This is a genomic window from Rhizobium sp. 1399 (assembly GCF_031455475.1).
Lineage (GTDB): Bacteria > Pseudomonadota > Alphaproteobacteria > Rhizobiales > Rhizobiaceae > Rhizobium.
Window position 1 is genome coordinate 297,386 of record NZ_JAVDSU010000005.1, and the last position, 17,722, is coordinate 315,107.

Here is a 17,722-nt window from a genome sequence, read left to right on the forward strand (position 1 = left end):
TGACCTCAAACGACCTTGTGGTTGCCCTTCGGGAACTGGCTGGCCAATTCGCGATACCACTTGCCGCTCTTCTTGACCGTGCGAACCTGTGTTTCGTAATCGACGTGAACGAGGCCGAAGCGCATGCGATAGCCTTCCGCCCATTCGAAATTGTCCATCAGGCTCCAGGCGAAGTAGCCGCGCATCGGATAACCATCCTTGATGAGGTCGGCGACGACATTGAGATGGGCGCTGACATAATCGAGGCGCATCACGTCATCCACCGCGCCGTTGACCACATCGGTATTGTCGCAGGCGCCGTTCTCGGTGATGTAGCATTCCGGCAGCTCGTAGCGGCGATAGAGATCTTCGACGAGCAGCTTGAGGCCCGGCGAATAGACTTCCCAGCCGATATCCGTCTTCACGTCGCTTGCGGGAGGCGCTTCCACCGTCCAGGGGAAATCGCCCTTACGGCTGGCATCATCGGCAACGCGCTCCGGCTTGTAATAGTTGAGACCCCACCAATCGAGCTTCTGGTTAATGATCTTGAGATCGCCGTCTTCGATGATGGGCATACGATCGCCGAGCGCTTCGACGAATTCCTTGGGATACTCGCCCTTGAAGACGGGATCGAAGAAAGCGCCGTTATGGAACTGGTGCGCGCGTTCGCCGGCAGCAAGATCAGCCGCGCTATCAGAGCCCGGAATGATCGAGGAGGCATTGAGCACCAGACCAACAGGCACGTTCGGCGCTTCCGAACGGATCGCCTCGACGCCAAGGCCATGCGCCAGGTTCATGTAGTGCATGGCGTGAAGGGCTGCCTGCATGTTGCGCTCGCCCGGTGCATGAATGCCATAGAGGTGGCTGAGCCAGACGATGCACCACGGCTCGTTGAAGGTTGCGACGCTGTCGAGGCGATCTCCGAGGCGGTTCATGACCGTCTTGGCGTAACGCTGATAGGCATAGGCCGTCGAACGCGCCGTCCAGCCGCCGTCACCGGCGAGCAGCAGCGGCAGGTCCCAGTGATAGAGCGTCGCGAAGGTCTTGATGCCGCGCGCCTTGCAGCCATCGACGAGACGATCGTAGAAATCGAGGCCGGCCTCGTTTACCGGGCCTGTGCCGTCGGGGATGACGCGCGGCCAGGCGATCGAGAAGCGATAGGCCTCGACACCCATGTCCTTGATGAGATCGAGATCCTGTTCCAGCCGGTTGTAGTGGTCGCAAGCAACATCGCCGTTGTCGCGATTATAGACGCGACCGGGCATGTTGCAGAAGGCGTCCCAGATGGACGGCTTGCGGCCATCTGCCTTGCTGGCGCCTTCGATCTGGAAGGCAGCGGTGGCAACGCCGAAGGTGAAATCACCGGGGAAGCGGTCTGCAAGCTTTTTCGGATCGATCATCTGTAAATCCCATCTCTCAGTTGTGGACTGACCGTCTGCGCGGGGTTTAGCCAAGCCTGATGGCAAAGTACAGGCCGGCGGAAAGAAAACTGCAACGTTGCAGGAAGAAAAACAAGACAGCTGCAAGCCCGCCAGACGCCCTCTTCCCAATCTCATAACGCCAATGTCAGCAGTCGTGATTTGCTGTTGCGACCGCGATCCTTACACGGAAAGAGCATCACAATATGAAAGGAAACGAATGTTCTCTTCGATCCATTTGCTGCAGCCGCATCTCCTGAGCCTGCTGCGCATCATCTCGTCCCTCGTACTTTTCAGCTACGGAACGCAGAAGATCCTGCTTTTCCCGGCCGCAGCAAGCGTGCCGCCCGTCGGCTCGCTGTCCTGGGTTGCCGGCCTTATCGAACTCACGCTCGGCTTCCTAGTGCTCATCGGTTTCCAGACCCGCATCGCAGCCTTCGTGCTTTCGGGCCTGATGGCCTTTGCCTATTTCATCGGCCACGCATCGAAGGGCTTCTTCCCGGCACAGAATGGTGGCGTCGCGGCGATCCTCTTCTGCTTCGTTTTCCTTTATCTGGTCGCCGCCGGTGCAGGTCCGTTCAGCGTCGATAACCTGCTGAAGCGCGGCCGCACGACGGTTGCCGCCTGATCATCACAAAAGAAAAAAGCCGAGGCGATATCGAACCGCCCCGGCTTTTCTAATGACATGCGCCTTATCGGCTCAGAAGCTCAGACCTTGACCCAGGCCCCGTTGCGCTTGGACGACGCCACGCAGGCTTCCACGAAGGCGACACCCTTCACACCATCATCGACGGTCGGGTAGACGACGGCCTTGTCGACCGCTTTACCCTTCTTGTGAGCGTTGATGGCATGCGCGGCTTCCGTATAGATCGTCGCAAAGGCTTCGAGATAACCTTCAGGGTGACCCGACGGAACACGGGAAACGCGGGCGGCGGCAGCGCCGGAACCGGCGCCGTTGCGGGTGATCAGCCGCTTGGATTCGCCGAACGGCGTGTACCAGAGATAGTTCGGATCGGCCTGAACCCATTCGATCCCGCCCTTGGTGCCGTAAACGCGCACCTTGAGGCCGTTCTCATGACCCGGCGCCACCTGGCTGCACCAGAGCATGCCCTTCGCCGGCTTTTCCGAACCCTTGGCCTTGAAGCGCAGCATCACATGGGCGTTGTCGTCGAGACGGCGGCCCGGCACGAAGCTGTCGAGATCGGCAGCAAGGCTGTCGAGCTCCAGCCCGGTGATGAACGAAGCGAGGTTATAGGCATGCGTGCCGATATCACCTGTCGAACCGCCGACGCCTGATTGTGCCGGGTCGGTGCGCCATGCAGCCTGCTTCTGGCCGGACTGCTCGATCGCTTCCGTCAGCCAGTCCTGCGGATATTCGGCCTGGACGATACGGATATCACCAAGCTCGCCATTGGCGACCATTTCGCGCGCCTGACGAACCATCGGATAACCGGTATAATTATGCGTCAGGATGAACAGTGCACCGCTCTCGTCGGCAACCTTCTTCAGCTTCTTGGCATCGGCAAGGTTGGAGGTCAGCGGCTTGTCGCAGATGACATGGATGCCGCGGCGCAAGAATTCCTTGGCGGCGTCATAATGCACATGGTTCGGCGTGACGATGGAGACGGCTTCGATGCCGTTCTTCAGCTTCGCTTCGCGGATCGCCATTTCCCGGTAGCTGGAATAGGTGCGCGACGGATCGAGACCGAGATCGCGACCGGACTGGGCAGCCTTTTCCGGCGTCGACGACAGTGCGCCGGCGATCAGGTCATACTGATCGTCGATACGCGCTGCGATACGGTGGACGGCGCCGATGAAGGCCCCTGCGCCGCCGCCGACCATGCCGAGCCGGATGCGCGGCTCGCGGGTCTGTTCGGATGATGCTTCGATTGCCATAATATTCTCCTCGAAATCCCGATCCGCTTACGACAGACCCAGCATGCGCCGGTTGGCCGCCTGATCGGTGCCGCCGGCAGCGAAGTCGTCGAATGCCTTTTCAGTGACGCGGATGATATGTGCCGCAACGAATTCAGCGCCTTCACGCGCACCGTCTTCCGGATGCTTCAGCGCGCATTCCCACTCGACCACGGCCCAGCCATCGAAATTATTGGCGGTCATCTTCGAGAAGACGGCGCCGAAATCGACCTGGCCATCGCCCAGCGAACGGAAGCGGCCGGCACGCTCGACCCAGCCCTGATAGCCGCCGTAGACGCCCTGGCGTCCGGTCGGATTGAACTCGGCATCCTTGACGTGGAACATCTTGATCCGGTCTTTGTAGATGTCGATGTTGTCGAGGTAATCGAGGCACTGCAGAACATAGTGCGACGGGTCGTAGAGCATGTTGGCGCGCGGATGATTGCCGACGCGCTCCAGGAACATCTCGTAGGTGATGCCGTCATGCAGGTCTTCGCCCGGATGGATTTCGTAGCAGACGTCGATGCCGTTTTCGTCTGCATGATCGAGGATTGGCTTCCAGCGACGGGCAAGCTCGTCGAAAGCGGTCTCGACGAGACCGGCGGGGCGCTGCGGCCACGGATAGATGAAGGGCCAGGCAAGCGCGCCGGAGAAGGTCGCATGCGCCTTGAGGCCGAGATGCTTGGAAGCCGTCAGCGCGTACTTGACCTGCTGGACGGCCCATTCCTGACGCGCCTTCGGATTGCCGCGCACTTCCGGCGCCGCAAAGCCGTCGAAGGCTTCGTCATAGGCCGGATGGACGGCAACGAGCTGGCCCTGCAAATGGGTGGAAAGCTCGGTGACTTCGACGCCGTTTTCACGCGCCTTGCCAGCGAATTCATCGCAGTAGTCCTTGGAGGTCGCCGCCTTCTTGAGGTCAATGAGCTGGCTTGCCCAGGTCGGAACCTGCACGCCCTTGTAGCCGATATCGGCCGCCCATTTGGTGATCGCGTCCCAGGAATTGAAAGGAGCGGTATCACCCGCGAACTGTCCGAGGAACAGGCCCGGTCCCTTGATCGTCTTCATGTCAGTTTCCTCCCTGAATATCGATCGTAAACGTTTCCGATAAATCTTAGTGCGCCGTTCGATAAAGAAAAGGCGCCTCCCCGCCAGTGCGAAAGATTTAGCGGGTGGGCCAAAATCAACGCGGTCTGGACCTAATCACGCTCACCGCTGATCGGCAAGAGGTACGTGCCGCATTTTGGCTTCAACTTGTCTGAAGGCATGAAAAATGCGCCCATCCTTTCGAATGGGCGCATGCATGAAAGTATTATCAGAACGGAGAATCCGGGAAGTAGAAGTTCTTGGCATTCTCCTTGGTGACGAGCGTTGCGTCGAGGATGTAGTTACCGTGAACCGGAACCTGATCGTAGAGCGCAGCAGCCGTCAGCTCCATGGCCGTACCGACCATTGCCGGCGGATACAGAACGTCGACCGGGATCAGCTTGTCACCGTCCATGACCTTCTTGACCATGTCCTTGGAGCCGGCGCCGGCAACGACATATTGGATGTCGGTGCGCTTGGCCTGCTCGATGGCCTGGAGGACGCCGACTGCCATGTCGTCATCCTGGCACCATACGACGTCAATCTTCGGATACTTCGTCAGATAGTCCTGCATAACCTTGAAGGCGTCGTCGCGGTTCCAGTTGCCGTACTGGCGGTCGAGAACCTTGACCTTGGAGCCGGCAATACCCTTGTCGAAACCGTCCTGACGCTGCTGGTCGATCGGGATCGGCAGGCCGCGGATGATAACGACCTCAGCTTCCGGGGTCTTTTCGGCAATGTACTTGCCCGCGACTTCACCGAGCGCCGGATTGTTGCCGGCGACATAAAGGTCACGCACGGAATTGTCGTTGTTCGACGGCGCGCGGTCAACGAGCGCGACGAACTTGCCCTTGCCCTTGACTTCCTTGATGGCATTGACGAGCGGATCCGGATCCGACGGCAGGATGACGAGTGCGTCGATGCCCTGCGTATCAAGGTCCTGCACGGCGTTTGCCTGCGTTGCGGCATCCGGCGAGGTCTTGACGATGACGTTCAGGCCCGGATGTTCGGCCATCAGCTTCTTGGCAACGCGCTCGGCGTGAAACACGACGCCCGACGTCCAGCCATGGTCGGCGGCCGGAATGGACACACCGATCGTGTAATTCTTGTCCTGGGCGTAGGCTGCGCCGGCAAAAGCCACCCCCGCAACCGCCAGACCCAACATGAGCTTGCGCATACTATTTCCTCCCAAAAATATCAGGGACTTATTCAATCCGGGCCGGGTGCCCTGGATAGCCCGGCCAATCCGAGAAGCACTTGTCTTACGATTTGCGCACCAGCGACCGCTGCACCAGCATGGCGATGATGATGATCGCACCCTGGATTGCGCCGATCAGGTATTCGCTGATGAAATTCGAAAGCAGCATGATGTTGCCGACGAGCTCGAGAATGAAGGCGCCGCAGATCGTGCCCCATACCCGGCCGGCACCACCCTTCAGCGCGGTACCACCCACGACGACAGCCGTGATGGCCTGCAGTTCCCACAGGATGCCGGTCGTTGCCGAGGTCGAGCCGAGGCGCGGCACGTAGAGCAGCACGGCGATCGCCACGCAGAAGCCCTGGATGACGAAGGCAATTGTGCGCACGCGGTTGACCGCAATGCCGGAATAACGCGCGACATCGCTGTTCGAACCGACAGCCACGACATGCCGGCCGTAACGCGTACGATAGAGGATGAAGGCCGCGACGGCAGTGACCGCCAGGATGACGACGATCGGCACCGGCATGCCGAGAATGCTGCCGAAATAAGCCGGCCGATAGAGCGTCTGGATATCTGCCGAACGCAGCGTAATCGCGCCACCCTGCGAGAGCCATGTCGTCAGACCGCGATAGATGCCCATCGTACCGAGCGTCGCGATAAAGGGTTCGATCTTGCCGACTGTCGTGATGAGGCCGTTTGCGAGACCGCAAAGCGCACCGGCGACCACGGCGAAGACGACGGCAGCGGTCAGCATCAGCACCGGATCGGCAATGACGCCGGAATTGATAAGCAGGATCATCAGGCTGGCGACGAAGGCCACCATCGAGCCGACGGAAAGGTCGAGGTCGCCGGCCGAGATCACGAAGGTTGCACCGACAGCGATGATGGCAATGAAGGCGCAGCGCGTTGCGACATTCGTAAGGTTGGTGATGCCGATGAAATTCGGGTTGACCAGTGCGCCCACGATGAGGAGCAGGGCCAGTGCGGCAAAGGGCGCAACCGCGCGCAGATCGACGTCACGCCAGGATCTGCGCCGGATTTCCCTGGTCTCCTCGTTAACACTCATGTCCAAAACCAACCTCCCGTCCCATGACTGCTGGGCACTTTGTTTGTCCCGCGCGCAGCACGCCCGTGCCGCGCCATGCCGGCTCAGGCAGCCGCCTGACGCTTCAGCCCCGCGGCGTAACGCATGATTTCCTGTTCGGAAATTTCATCCCCCTCGAGCATGCCGACGATCCGGCCTTCACGCATGACAGCCACGCGTGTGCAGAGACCGATAATCTCGGGCATTTCCGAGGACACGACGATGATCGACCGCCCGTCGCGGGCAAGCGCCGAGATGAAATGGTAGATCTGTTGCTTGGTACCGACATCGATGCCGCGCGTCGGCTCGTCGATGATGATGATCTGCGGCTCTGTTTCCATGACCTTGGCGAGCAGCAGCTTCTGCTGGTTACCACCAGACATGCGACCGGCAACGATATTGCCGTCGCGTACGCGGATGTCGAAGCGCCGCTTGGCCTTTGCAAGCGCTGCCGCTTCGCTGTTCGGGCTCAGATAACCATGGCTGACATGGCGTTCGAGCGATTGCAGTGTCAGGTTGGCGATCATGCCCGAACCGAGCAGCAGCCCCTTCGACTTGCGGTCCTTGGTCATATAGGCAAGGCCGGCGCGATTGGCGGCGCGCGCATCACCCGAAGACGCGCTTTCGCCGTGGATGACGACCTCGCCCGACAGGCGCGAGCGCAAGCCGGCAATCGCTTCCATCAGCTCGGTACGACCTGAACCGATAAGTCCGGAAAACCCGATCACCTCGCCCTTGCGCATTTCGAAGCTCGCATCCTGCACGTAGCCGGTCGAAACCGAACTGACGCGAAGCACAACTTCCTCGTCGACATTGGGCTCGACTTTGGCGGGATAGAGGCTGGAAAGCTCGCGGCCGACCATGAGCTGCGCGATGGATTCGCCATCCAGCATGGAGGTCGGCGCCGTCTTCACCCATTGGCCGTCCCGCAGGACCGTGACCCTGTCGGTCAGTTCCATGACTTCGTCGAGCTTGTGGGAAACGAAGACGAAACTGGTGCCCTTATCGCGAAGCTTGCGCACCTGCTTGAAGAGCATATTGATCTCCTCGCGCGACAGAACCGCCGTCGGCTCGTCCATGAAGACCACGCGCGCATCGCGGCTGATCGCCTTGGCAATCTCGACCATCTGCTTGTCGGCGATGGAAAGCGAACTGATCATCGCATTCTCGTCGACATGCGAACCGAGCATGTCGAGCACCCGGCGCGTCTCACCGCGCATGTACTTGCGATCGAGCACGCCGAAATGCGTGACCTCGCAGCCGAGAAACAGACTCTCCGTCACGGTCAAATGTTCAGCGAGATTGAATTCCTGATGGATGATGACGATGCCCAGCGCCTCGGCAGCACCATTCGGCGGCAGCACTATGGGTTTGCCATCGAGCAGGATCTCACCCGATGTTGGCTGCTCGAAGCCGGAGAGAATCTTGACAAGGGTGGATTTTCCGGCGCCGTTTTCACCCATCAGCGCATGGATTTCACCGGCGCGAAGATCGAAGTTGACGCTGAAAAGAACCTGCACGCCGCTGAAAGACTTGCAAATGCGCCTGGCGGACAACACCACTGGTGCAGCCTCTGCGGTATCCACGGTCATGATTTCCTCCTGCGGCTCCCATCCGCTTATATTGGGCATATGTAAACCTTTACATCAGGCATGTAAAGGTTTACATCGTGGATTTACACAGACTTGTTGGCAGTCGCCTTTGACCTCCCGACAAGTCTGTGTAGTGTGCGGCGAAGACAGCCCAAGGCAGAGCCCCCGTGTCGAATTCCACGCCCGCAACAATCGAAGACGTCGCCCGGATCGCCGAGGTTTCCATCGCGACGGTTTCGCGGGCAATTCACATGCCCGAAAAGGTGGCCAATTCCACGCGCCTGAAGGTCAACCAGGCGATCGCCATCACCGGCTATACGACCAATGCCATGGCGCGCAGCCTGAGGCTTGGACGCTCCAACATGATCCTGGTCGTGGCGCCCGATATCGGCGACCCCAACTTTTCCAATATCTTGATCGGCCTGGAAAACGAGGCACGGGCCCATGGCTACGGCGTGCTGATCGGCCACACGCAGAATGATGCGCAGCGCGGCCTGGAATATCTGAAATTCTTCAATTCCAACCAGGCGGCCGGCTTGATCCTTTTTACCGGCATCCTGCCCTTCGGCCATCAGATGGTGACGGCGCAGCTGCCGCCGAGCGTCGGCGTCTTTGAACCCGTCTTCAATGGCGGCATTCCCTATGTTGGCGTCGACGATATGGAAGGCGCGAGGAAGGCTGTCGACCTGCTTCTGGCCGAGGGACACCGCAAGATCGCCTTTATCGGCGATTCCCGCACCCGCCTCGCCTACAGCCGCCGCCGGCAGGGTTATGACGCCGGCCTCGACGCAGCCGGTGTCCCCAAGGACATGCGTATCGTGCTGGAGGGCGACGGCACAATCGAGAGCGGCCGACATGCTGTGGAGCAGCTCTTCATGCGCGACACGCTGCCCACCGCCTTCATGTGCGTCAACGACCAGACTGCAATCGGCGTCATGATCGGCCTCAACGCCCGCGGCTACAACATCCCGCAGGATTTCTCCGTCACCGGCTTCGATGACGTGCCACAAGCCGTCTTCATGAGCCCGTCGCTGACGACCATTCGCCAGCCGCGCACGGCAATCGGCAAGCAGGCCATGGCGCTGCTTCTGGAGCTCCTCTCCGATGGCCGTCCTGCCGAGACGGAAATCCTGCTGCGGCCGGATCTTGTGGTGCGCAATTCGGTCTCCGCACCGCCGCGTAACTGGCAGAAGCGGTAGCCTCGAAACCTCGACCAACCATTTGCCATTGCCTGATCTCCGCCCCGTTCTAGTTTGCCGACAGACTCCTTTGCGAAGACGAGGCAACCGAAATGACACAGCTGGCCGATAGATACCGAGGCTACGTCGCTTGCTTGAACGAACAGGACTGGGCAAACCTGGGAAATTTCGTCCACGAAGAGGTTCGCTACAATGGCAAGCACATCGGCCTGTCCGGCTATCGGGAAATGCTGGAAGGTGATTTTCGCGCCATCCCCGATCTCTTCTTCGACATCCAGCTCCTGATCTGCGAGCCGCCACGTGTAGCGAGCCGTTTGCAGTTCGACTGCATACCGAAGGGCGAACTTTTCGGTCTTCCCGTCAACGGCAGGAGAGTGCAGTTCGCCGAAAACGTCTTCTACGAGTTTCTGGATGGAAAGATCGAGAGCGTCTGGTCGGTCATAGACAGGGCAGCTATCGAAGCCCAGCTTTGAAACGCGGAGCTTCCCCTCCGATTACGCGATCCGCTTGAACGTACTGAACTGAAACCTCTGCACGCTGCCCGAGGGTGTCGAATGATCGTGGCGGCGGCTGTCGATCAGCTCGAAATCTGGTCCGATTAGCTCTCCCAGACTGTCGGAACTATGACGCGCCACAGGCAGGCCGCTGCACTTTTCCGGCCCATCGAGGGCAAAAGTCCCCATGACTAGATGTCCGCCCATTTTCAACGCGCGTTTCAGCCGCTCGATATAGGCTGCTTGCTGGGCGGCATCGGTCAAGAAATGAAAGGCTGCTCGGTCGTGCCAGATATCATAGGTCCGCGGCGGCTCCCAAAGGGTCGCGTCAGCGGCAATCCACATCACCTCGTTGCCTTTGGCACCAAGGCGCTTTCGCACCGTATCGAGGGCTGCCGCCGAGAGATCGAGCACCGTCACATCGCCGAACCCGTCGGCAAGAAGGCTGTCGACCAGCCTTGAAGCTCCGCCGCCCACATCGACGACGGCGTCCGATTGTTTTGCTTGCGCGAGATGGATCAGTTCGAGGGAAGGTGCGGGGTTTTCCTGAAACCAGCTGACATCAGTCTCGCCCTTGGTCGAATAGACATTTTCCCAGTGCAGCTTGCAATCGTCAGTCATGAAACGCTCCAAACGTTTTCTCCACCGTTAGTGATGGCATGCCAGATTTCCGACGGCCCGACCAGCACAACTCCCCATCCTCCGGCTTCGCAAACAAAAAAGCCGGGAAGCTTTCGCTCCCCGGCTCCTCCAGTAAAATCAAACCGGCAATCAGACGTAGCGGTTGACAATGTTTTCGAGCAGTTCCTGCTTACCGGATTTCGGCTGCGGGTTGACGTCCTTGCTCTCGACCCAATGGGTGATCTCTTCCAGCGAATATTCGCCGCGGAAGAGCTTCTGTCCCTCAGCCGAATTCCAGCCGGCATAGCGGTCGGCGAGCGGCTGGGAGAGCGCCTTGTCCTCGATCATCTTGGCAGCGGCCTTCAGGCCGCGGGCGCAGCAATCCATGCCGCCGATATGGCCGATCAGCAGGTCTGCCGGGTCGAGCGACTGACGGCGCAGCTTCGAATCGAAGTTGGTGCCGCCGGTCTTGAAGCCGCCGCCTGCCAGAACGTGGTAATAGGCAAGCGCCATTTCCGGAACATTGTTCGGGAACTGGTCGGTATCCCAGCCGGACTGGTAGTCGTTGCGGTTCATGTCGATCGAGCCGAAGATGCCGAGAGCGTTGGCGAGTGCCAGCTCATGCTCGAAGGAGTGGCCGGCGAGAATCGCGTGGCCCTGCTCGATGTTGAGCTTCACTTCGTTTTCGAGGCCATGCTTCTTCAGGAAGCCATAGACGGTCGCAACGTCGTAGTCGTACTGGTGCTTGGTCGGCTCCTGCGGCTTCGGCTCGATGAGGATCGTGCCCTTGAAGCCGATCTTGTGCTTGTACTCGACAACAAGGTTGAGGAAGCGGCCGAGCTGGTCGAGCTCGCGGCCGATATCGGTGTTGAGCAGGGTTTCATAGCCTTCGCGGCCACCCCACAGAACATAGTTTTCTCCGCCGAGCTTCTGCGTGGCGTCTATGCAGGTCTTGACCGTCGCAGCGGCGAAAGCGAAGACATCCGGATCCGGGTTGGTCGCAGCACCCGACATGTAGCGGCGGTTCGAGAAAAGGTTCGCCGTGCCCCAGAGCAGTTTCGTGCCGGAGGCAGCCTGCTTTTCGGCGAAGTAGTCGACGATCTCGTTCAGATTCTTGGTGTTTTCGGCAAAGTTCTTGCCTTCCGGGCGCACGTCGGCGTCGTGGAAGCAGTAATAGGGCGCGCCGAGCAGCGAGAAGAATTCGAAGGCTACGTCAGCCTTGAGCTTGGCAGCCTTCATCGTGTCTTCAAACCACGGACGCAGGAAGGTCTGACCGCCGAAGGGGTCGCCGCCAGGCCAGGTAAACGTGTGCCAGTAGGCGACTGCGAAGCGCAGATGATCTTCCATCCGCTTGCCGAGAACGATTTCGTCCGGCTGGTAGTAACGGAAGGCCAGCGGGTTGGTGCTGTCAGGGCCTTCGTACTTCACTTTCTGGATGTCGCCGAAAAATCCGGTGCTCATTTGGGTTCTCCTTGGGTTCAGTTCTTATGGATGGATCAATGGGCCAGCGACTTGATCGCCGGGTAGACGGAGCGGTAGCGCTTGTAGGCATCTTCATAGGCGCCGCTGAGCGCGGCGACCGGCTCGATCGTGCCGGCCGTGACCGGCGGTGTGCAGACGGCAACCGGATCGGCGCCCGTTGCCGCAATCAGGCCGAGGCGGGCAGCACCGAAGGCAGCACCGAAATCGCCGTCCGCAGGCAAGTCGACGGGAACGCCGAGCGCGGTGGCGATAGAGGCCAGCCAGTAGCGTGAACGCGAGCCACCGCCGATCGCTGTGACACGGGAAATATCCGTGCCGGCAGAACGCAGCGCTTCCAGATTGTCTCGAATCGCGAAGGAGACGCCTTCGAGCACTGCCTGCGTCAGCACGACACGGCTGCTTTCATGTTCGAGGCCGATGAAGGCGCCGCGGATGACCGCATCATTATGCGGCGTGCGCTCGCCCGAGAGATAAGGAAGGAAGGTGACGCCGGTCGGCGCCTTCAGGCTTTCGCCGAGTTCGCCGGTGAGATCAGCGGCCGACTTGCCGGTAACCGACGAATGCCAGTTCAGGGCATCGGTCGCCGAGAGGATGACGCCCATCTGGTGCCAGGTATTCGGCAGCGCATGGCAGAAGGCATGAACAGCACTTTCGGGCTTCGGCAGATAGGCAGCGTTGGCGGCAAAGAGAACGCCCGACGTGCCGAGCGAAACGAAAGCAGCCCCATCGCTGACCGTACCCATGCCGCAGGCCGAAGCCGCATTGTCCCCTGCTCCGCCGGCAACGACGACGTCGCCGGAAATGCCCCAGGCCGACGCGAGCTCGGCGCGCAGCTTGCCGCCTTGCTCGGTGCCTTCGACAAGCGTCGGCATCTGCTTCTCGTCGAGATTGGTCGCAGCCAGCAGTTCGGGCGACCAGGCGCGCTTGCCGGTATCGAGCCAGGACGTACCGGCCGAGTCGGACATCTCAGAGATATGTTCACCCGTCAGCCAGAGGCGCAGATAGTCCTTCGGCAACAGAACCTTAGCGACCTTGGCGAAGATCTCAGGCTCGTTCTTGGCGACCCAGGCAAGCTTCGGTGCGGTGAAGCCCGGAAAAACGATATTGCCGGTCAGCTTGCGGAAGCGCGGATCGGCGTCGAGGGCCGCAGCCTCAATATAGGAACGCGTATCGTTCCAGAGGATGCAGGGACGCAGGACCTTATCGGAGGCGTCGAGCAGAGTGGCGCCGTGCATCTGACCGGAGAGGCCGATACCCTTGACGGCTGCAAGCTCCTTCGAATGTTTGGCCTTGAGGCCGGCAACAGCCTCTTCCGTGGCGCGTACCCAATGGGCCGGCTCCTGTTCGGACCAGCCGGAATGCGGACGCGAGACGTCGAGCGAACCATTGGCGGAGCCGATGATCTTCTGATCGCCGTCGATCAGCATCGCCTTGACGCCCGAAGTTCCGAGATCGAGACCCAGATACATGTGGTATTTCTCCCTTTGCCGTTACGGCAGATTGTCTTTCAGGAATATGTCGAGGCGAATGCGCTCCTGCGCGTCGATGACCGAAAGCCCGTCCGCCTTTGCCTTGAGAACACGGATCGCGCTGCGCACCTCATGGCCGGCATCCTGATTGAGGATTGCGTCGATAGTGCCGTCGAGAAGGGCAGCGCGCGTATGCGCCGTCAATTCATGGGCAATCACCGTCAACGACCTGTCCGCCGCCTTTTCCTTGAGCGCCCGGATCAGACCGCGATTACCGGCACCGAGGCTGTAAATGCCGATGATGCCGTCGTTCTTCCCAAGCGCATCGGCAATCAGCATGTGTGCAACTTCAGGGTCGTCCCGGCCTTCGAGAACCGATAGTAGATGCAGCGCCGGAAACTCCTGAGCCATGACGGCGGCGAAGCCCTCCAGGCGTTCGCGATGGTCGCGTACCAGCATGGAGCCGGCGAGAATGGCAATCTCACCCTTGGCGCCGCCAAGGAAACGTCCGAGCAGACGCGCAGCGGTGCGCCCTGCCGCAATATTGTCGACGCCGGCATAGTGGTGGCGCAGCGAACCCGTCAGATCGGAAACGAGCGTGACGACCGGAATGCCATCTTTCACCAGCCGGTCGACAGCGGCGCGCACATCGGGTGCGTCGGTGGCCACGAGCGCGACGCCGGAGGGCTTTTCGGCCGCGAGCATTTCCAACTCACGCACCAGTGCCTGCGGATCGAAGGCGGGCACCTCGACGATGCGGATATCCGTACGCTCGGCGACCGAGCGCGCGATCGCTGTGCGGATTTCGGCATTCAGACCATGCATGAAGGAGTTGTCGCTGGCGGGCAGGATGAAGGTCAGCGGATAGACGCGACCTTTGGCGAGGTTTGCAGCGGCCACGTCGCGCACATAGCCGAGATCGCGGATCGCGGTTTCGACCTTCTCCCGCGTCACATGGCGCACACCCGGCCGCTGGTTCAGAACCCGGTCTACGGTCGCAAGACTGACGCCCGCCGCAGCGGCGATATCATGAACGGTTGGCCTCATCACTCCTCCTGGACGAGACCATTAGCGCCAAATTTGATGTACGTAAATCAAAAAGTGCGCGAGGTGGCAAACACCCTGTTGAAGGGGAACTGAAACCACCCGTGCAGAAAAACAAAAAGGCCCTCCGAAGAGGGCCTTTCTCGCAATGACGGCCGGAGGTCAGTGGCCGCCACCGCCTCCCCCGCCGCCTTGCGGCGCGGGTTTCTTGATCATGAAGACGCCAAGGACCATCGCCAGGAAAAGCACAGTCAGCATCAGGAAAATGTCGCCGAACGAAAGGATCATCGCCTGTTTGGTGGCCAAGCCGACCATCTGCTTGACTGCAACATTCGCACCATCCAGACCCCAATTATTGAAGTTGTTGGTCATGTTGTTCATCTGGTCGATCGCAGCCGTGTTGCCCCAGTGCACGTTTTCACGCAGGCGTTCGTAGTGCACGTCCTGTCGGGTGGTCAGCACCGTGTTGATAACAGCAAGGCCAACGGCGCCGCCGAGGTTACGCGTCAGGTTGAAGAGGCCGGATGCGCCACGGATACGCTGCGGCGGCAGGGTGCCGAGCGCAATGTTGTTGATCGGCACCATGCACATCATCAGGCCGAAACCGCGCAGGATCTGCGGGATGAAGAGCTCGTAGAAGTCCCAGTCCTGCGTCAAATGCGTCATGATATACGTGCCGGCCGCAAAGCTCACGAAACCGATCGCCATCATGAAACGCAGGTCGAGTTTCGTCGACAGCCGGCCAGCAATCGGCGCGGTGAAGAACATCGCAAGGCCCGACACGAACATCGTCTCGCCGATCATCTGCGAATCGTAACCGCGGATGCGGCCGAGATAGACCGGATAGATATAAGTGAGCCCGTAAAGGCCGATGCCCATGACGAAGGAGAACACCGAACCAAAGGAGAAATTGCGGTTGGCAAAGGCCGTGAGATCGACGACCGGAAATTCCACCGTGAAGGCCCGGTAGAAAAAGACGACACAGGCGACGGCGGAGGCAACGGCGCCGATGACGATGTAGCTGTCGTTGAACCAGTCGTTCGAATTGCCTTCTTCCAGCACATATTCCAGTGCGCCAAGGAAAACACCCATAGACAGCAGGCCGTACCAGTCGAACTTCTTGAAGAGCGACAGTTCCGGCTTGTCGAAATCGATGAAATTCCAGGTGACGATCGTGACGATGATACCGGGCACGATATTTACCAGGAACAGCCAGTGCCAGGAGAAGGCATGGCTCAGGTAACCGCCGACCGTCGGGCCTATGGTCGGCGCCAGCGTCGCGATGAGGCCAATGATCGGCGAGACGATCGCACGCTTCGACGGCGGGAAGATCGTGAAGGCGGCCGCGAAGACCGAGGGGATCATGCCGCCGCCGATGAAGCCCTGAATGACACGGTAGACGATCATCTGGTCGATATTCGTCGCCGTTGCGGCGAGCGCGCTCGCCATGGTGAAACCGGCAGCCGAGATTGCGAAGAGATACCGTGTCGAGATGATACGAGCCAGCGTGCCCGACAGCGGGATCATGATGACTTCGGCGATCAGATAAGCAGTTTGCACCCAGCCGATTTCGTCCGTGCCGGCAGATAGGCCTGCCTGGATTTCGGCGAGCGAAGCGGAGACGATCTGAATGTCGAGGATCGACATGAACATGCCAAGCACCATCGCGAAGAAAGCGATGAGCCTTTTGGGATCCATGCGATCGGCGGCATGCGCAGGCGCTGCCGGGATCGAACCTGCCGTTGCTGTCGCGCTCCCGGCCATGGGATTACCTCCGCCCTGGCGCTTACTTCACCGGCGCCGTGCGGGTATCGACGTCGACGACGACGCTGAGACCGGCGCGCAGGCGGCCGCTATCAAGCGCATCCTGCGGCAAGGCGATGCGAACCGGCACGCGCTGGATGATCTTGGTGAAATTACCAGTCGCATTTTCCGGCGGTAGCATCGAGAAGACCGAGCCGGAGGCCGGCGCGATCGATTCAACGGTGCCGACAACAGGATAATCGCTATAGGCATCGACATGCACGTTCACCTTCGAGCCGGCAACGAGATGTTGGATCTGCGTTTCCTTGAAGTTGGCGTCGATATAGAGCTGGCGGGTCGGCACGAGCGCCATCAGCCGCTGGCCGGGCGAGACGAGATCGCCTTCCTGAACCGCACGATTGCCGACGACGCCATCATAGGGTGCCTTCAGCACCGTGAAGGAAAGGTCGCGGGCGGCTTTGTCGCGCTGGATTTCCAGCGTACGGACGGAACCCTCCGCTTCCTTGCGCTGGGCTTCGAGGATGGCAATATTGGCCTGGGCAGCAACGATATTGGCATCGCCGCCGGCAAGATTTGCCTTCGCCTGATCAAGAGCCGTATTCGCATCATCGAGATCTGCGGTGGTGCCGACCGACTTCGCCTGCAGGTCGCTCTGACGCTTCTGCTTGATCTCCGCGCCGCGCACGGTGGCCTCGAGGGCAGTCTTCTGGGCCTGGGCTTGCACGAGGCTCGCCTTGGCGCCTTCGATCTGCGCATCGATGCGGCTGAGCGACAGCTGCTCGGTTTCGATCTGAGCGTTGGCCTGGTCGAGGGCGTTCTGGTAGTCGCCGTTATCAAGGGTAGCGAGAACGTCGCCTGCCTTGACTTCCTGGTTGGCGACAACATTCACCTTCGCGACATAGCCGGTGACCTTCGGCGATATCGTCGCGATATCGCCCTCGATGTATGCGTCGTCGGTCGACACCATGAAGCGGCCATTGGTCCACCAGTCGTAGCCATACCAGCCGGCACCGGCGAGAAAAGCGAGCACGATGACGGGCAGTACGAGGCTACGGCGCTTCTTCGGGGCAGACGGAGCCGGTGCGACAGCAGGCGCGGACTGCGCGGGAGCCGTCTGCGGTGCCTCGGCCTTCGGGGCTTCAACGGGAACTGCGGTTTCCGCTTTTGCCTCTTCGGCGTCGGCATTTTCGCTGACGATGCGCGCGACGTTGCTTTTCTGGTTTGTCGACATAGACAGGCTACCGATCTGGAGTAAAATAATCGAACTGAACGGTTCGGTTCAGTTGACATAAATGGTTTTTGACTTCATATCAAGATGCATAGAACCAATCGGTTCGATTTCTTTAAAAGAAAACACGAATTCGCCAAGACGGTTAAG

The 17,722-nt window shown here is 60.1% G+C and carries 15 protein-coding genes; 3 read left to right on the forward strand and 12 right to left on the reverse strand.

What is annotated here, in order from left to right:
- Positions 1–5: 5 nt before the first annotated feature.
- Complete coding sequence (locus J2X71_RS18830; protein WP_310383799.1) at positions 6–1,379, reverse strand: GH1 family beta-glucosidase; 1,374 nt, start codon at positions 1,377–1,379, stop codon at positions 6–8.
- 238 nt (positions 1,380–1,617) lie between these two features.
- Here J2X71_RS18830 and J2X71_RS18835 point away from each other — a divergent pair, with 238 nt between their 5' ends.
- Positions 1,618–2,025, forward strand: a complete 408-nt coding sequence (locus J2X71_RS18835; RefSeq protein WP_310383801.1) for a DoxX family protein — start codon at positions 1,618–1,620, stop codon at positions 2,023–2,025.
- 80 nt (positions 2,026–2,105) lie between these two features.
- On the opposite strand, the gene J2X71_RS18840 is transcribed toward J2X71_RS18835, so the two are convergent.
- The 5 genes from J2X71_RS18840 to J2X71_RS18860 form a co-directional block, all read right to left on the reverse strand.
- Positions 2,106–3,293, reverse strand: coding sequence for a Gfo/Idh/MocA family protein (locus J2X71_RS18840; RefSeq protein ID WP_007817496.1), 1,188 nt, complete (start codon positions 3,291–3,293; stop codon positions 2,106–2,108).
- A 27-nt stretch (positions 3,294–3,320) separates the two neighbouring features.
- On the reverse strand, positions 3,321–4,376 hold the full coding sequence (locus J2X71_RS18845) for a sugar phosphate isomerase/epimerase (RefSeq protein WP_007817498.1): 1,056 nt from the start codon (positions 4,374–4,376) through the stop codon (positions 3,321–3,323).
- Positions 4,377–4,623: 247 nt separating this feature from the next.
- Positions 4,624–5,571, reverse strand: coding sequence for a substrate-binding domain-containing protein (locus tag J2X71_RS18850; protein ID WP_007817501.1), 948 nt, complete (start codon positions 5,569–5,571; stop codon positions 4,624–4,626).
- Between the two features lie 85 nt (positions 5,572–5,656).
- Positions 5,657–6,661, reverse strand: a complete 1,005-nt coding sequence (locus tag J2X71_RS18855; RefSeq protein WP_310383805.1) for an ABC transporter permease — start codon at positions 6,659–6,661, stop codon at positions 5,657–5,659.
- Positions 6,662–6,744: 83 nt separating this feature from the next.
- Positions 6,745–8,271, reverse strand: a complete 1,527-nt coding sequence (locus J2X71_RS18860) for a sugar ABC transporter ATP-binding protein (protein ID WP_310383806.1) — start codon at positions 8,269–8,271, stop codon at positions 6,745–6,747.
- A 167-nt stretch (positions 8,272–8,438) separates the two neighbouring features.
- On the opposite strand from J2X71_RS18860, the gene J2X71_RS18865 reads away from it, so the two are divergent.
- On the forward strand, positions 8,439–9,470 hold the full coding sequence (locus tag J2X71_RS18865; protein WP_113321922.1) for a LacI family DNA-binding transcriptional regulator: 1,032 nt from the start codon (positions 8,439–8,441) through the stop codon (positions 9,468–9,470).
- A gap of 92 nt (positions 9,471–9,562) precedes the next feature.
- The gene (locus tag J2X71_RS18870) at positions 9,563–9,943 is read left to right on the forward strand and encodes an ester cyclase (RefSeq protein ID WP_310383808.1); all 381 of its coding nucleotides are present in this window, start codon (positions 9,563–9,565) and stop codon (positions 9,941–9,943) included.
- A gap of 21 nt (positions 9,944–9,964) precedes the next feature.
- Here the strand turns inward: J2X71_RS18870 and J2X71_RS18875 are convergent, their stop codons facing one another.
- The 6 genes from J2X71_RS18875 to J2X71_RS18900 all read right to left on the reverse strand — a co-directional run bounded on the left by J2X71_RS18875 (position 9,965) and on the right by J2X71_RS18900 (position 17,575).
- Positions 9,965–10,585: a class I SAM-dependent methyltransferase gene (locus tag J2X71_RS18875; RefSeq protein WP_310383810.1), complete on the reverse strand. Its 621-nt coding sequence runs from the start codon at positions 10,583–10,585 to the stop codon at positions 9,965–9,967.
- A gap of 150 nt (positions 10,586–10,735) precedes the next feature.
- Positions 10,736–12,046 carry a xylose isomerase gene (gene xylA, locus J2X71_RS18880; RefSeq protein WP_310383812.1) on the reverse strand — a complete coding sequence of 437 codons (1,311 nt, stop codon included), beginning with the start codon at positions 12,044–12,046 and terminating at the stop codon, positions 10,736–10,738.
- A gap of 35 nt (positions 12,047–12,081) precedes the next feature.
- A complete protein-coding gene (gene xylB, locus J2X71_RS18885) occupies positions 12,082–13,536 on the reverse strand; it encodes a xylulokinase (protein ID WP_310383814.1) in 1,455 nt (484 codons plus the stop codon).
- Positions 13,537–13,557: 21 nt separating this feature from the next.
- Entirely contained in the window at positions 13,558–14,583 is a 1,026-nt protein-coding gene (locus J2X71_RS18890; protein WP_310383816.1) for a LacI family DNA-binding transcriptional regulator, read from the reverse strand.
- A 159-nt stretch (positions 14,584–14,742) separates the two neighbouring features.
- Complete coding sequence (locus J2X71_RS18895; RefSeq protein ID WP_113321927.1) at positions 14,743–16,344, reverse strand: DHA2 family efflux MFS transporter permease subunit; 1,602 nt, start codon at positions 16,342–16,344, stop codon at positions 14,743–14,745.
- 22 nt (positions 16,345–16,366) lie between these two features.
- Complete coding sequence (locus J2X71_RS18900) at positions 16,367–17,575, reverse strand: HlyD family secretion protein (RefSeq protein WP_113321928.1); 1,209 nt, start codon at positions 17,573–17,575, stop codon at positions 16,367–16,369.
- Between the last annotated feature and the right edge of the window lie 147 nt (positions 17,576–17,722).

Bases quoted from the DNA above. Each gene is read 5' to 3' on its own strand.
- J2X71_RS18830 (WP_310383799.1), bottom strand. From the start codon at position 1,379: ATGATCGATCCGAAAAAGCTTGCAGACCGCTTCCCCGGTGATTTCACC.
- J2X71_RS18835 (WP_310383801.1), top strand. From the start codon at position 1,618: ATGTTCTCTTCGATCCATTTGCTGCAGCCGCATCTCCTGAGCCTGCTG.
- J2X71_RS18840 (WP_007817496.1), bottom strand. From the start codon at position 3,293: ATGGCAATCGAAGCATCATCCGAACAGACCCGCGAGCCGCGCATCCGG.
- J2X71_RS18845 (WP_007817498.1), bottom strand. From the start codon at position 4,376: ATGAAGACGATCAAGGGACCGGGCCTGTTCCTCGGACAGTTCGCGGGT.
- J2X71_RS18850 (WP_007817501.1), bottom strand. From the start codon at position 5,571: ATGCGCAAGCTCATGTTGGGTCTGGCGGTTGCGGGGGTGGCTTTTGCC.
- J2X71_RS18855 (WP_310383805.1), bottom strand. From the start codon at position 6,661: ATGAGTGTTAACGAGGAGACCAGGGAAATCCGGCGCAGATCCTGGCGT.
- J2X71_RS18860 (WP_310383806.1), bottom strand. From the start codon at position 8,271: ATGACCGTGGATACCGCAGAGGCTGCACCAGTGGTGTTGTCCGCCAGG.
- J2X71_RS18870 (WP_310383808.1), top strand. From the start codon at position 9,563: ATGACACAGCTGGCCGATAGATACCGAGGCTACGTCGCTTGCTTGAAC.
- J2X71_RS18875 (WP_310383810.1), bottom strand. From the start codon at position 10,585: ATGACTGACGATTGCAAGCTGCACTGGGAAAATGTCTATTCGACCAAG.
- xylA (WP_310383812.1), bottom strand. From the start codon at position 12,046: ATGAGCACCGGATTTTTCGGCGACATCCAGAAAGTGAAGTACGAAGGC.
- xylB (WP_310383814.1), bottom strand. From the start codon at position 13,536: ATGTATCTGGGTCTCGATCTCGGAACTTCGGGCGTCAAGGCGATGCTG.
- J2X71_RS18890 (WP_310383816.1), bottom strand. From the start codon at position 14,583: ATGAGGCCAACCGTTCATGATATCGCCGCTGCGGCGGGCGTCAGTCTT.
- J2X71_RS18895 (WP_113321927.1), bottom strand. From the start codon at position 16,344: ATGGCCGGGAGCGCGACAGCAACGGCAGGTTCGATCCCGGCAGCGCCT.
- J2X71_RS18900 (WP_113321928.1), bottom strand. From the start codon at position 17,575: ATGTCGACAAACCAGAAAAGCAACGTCGCGCGCATCGTCAGCGAAAAT.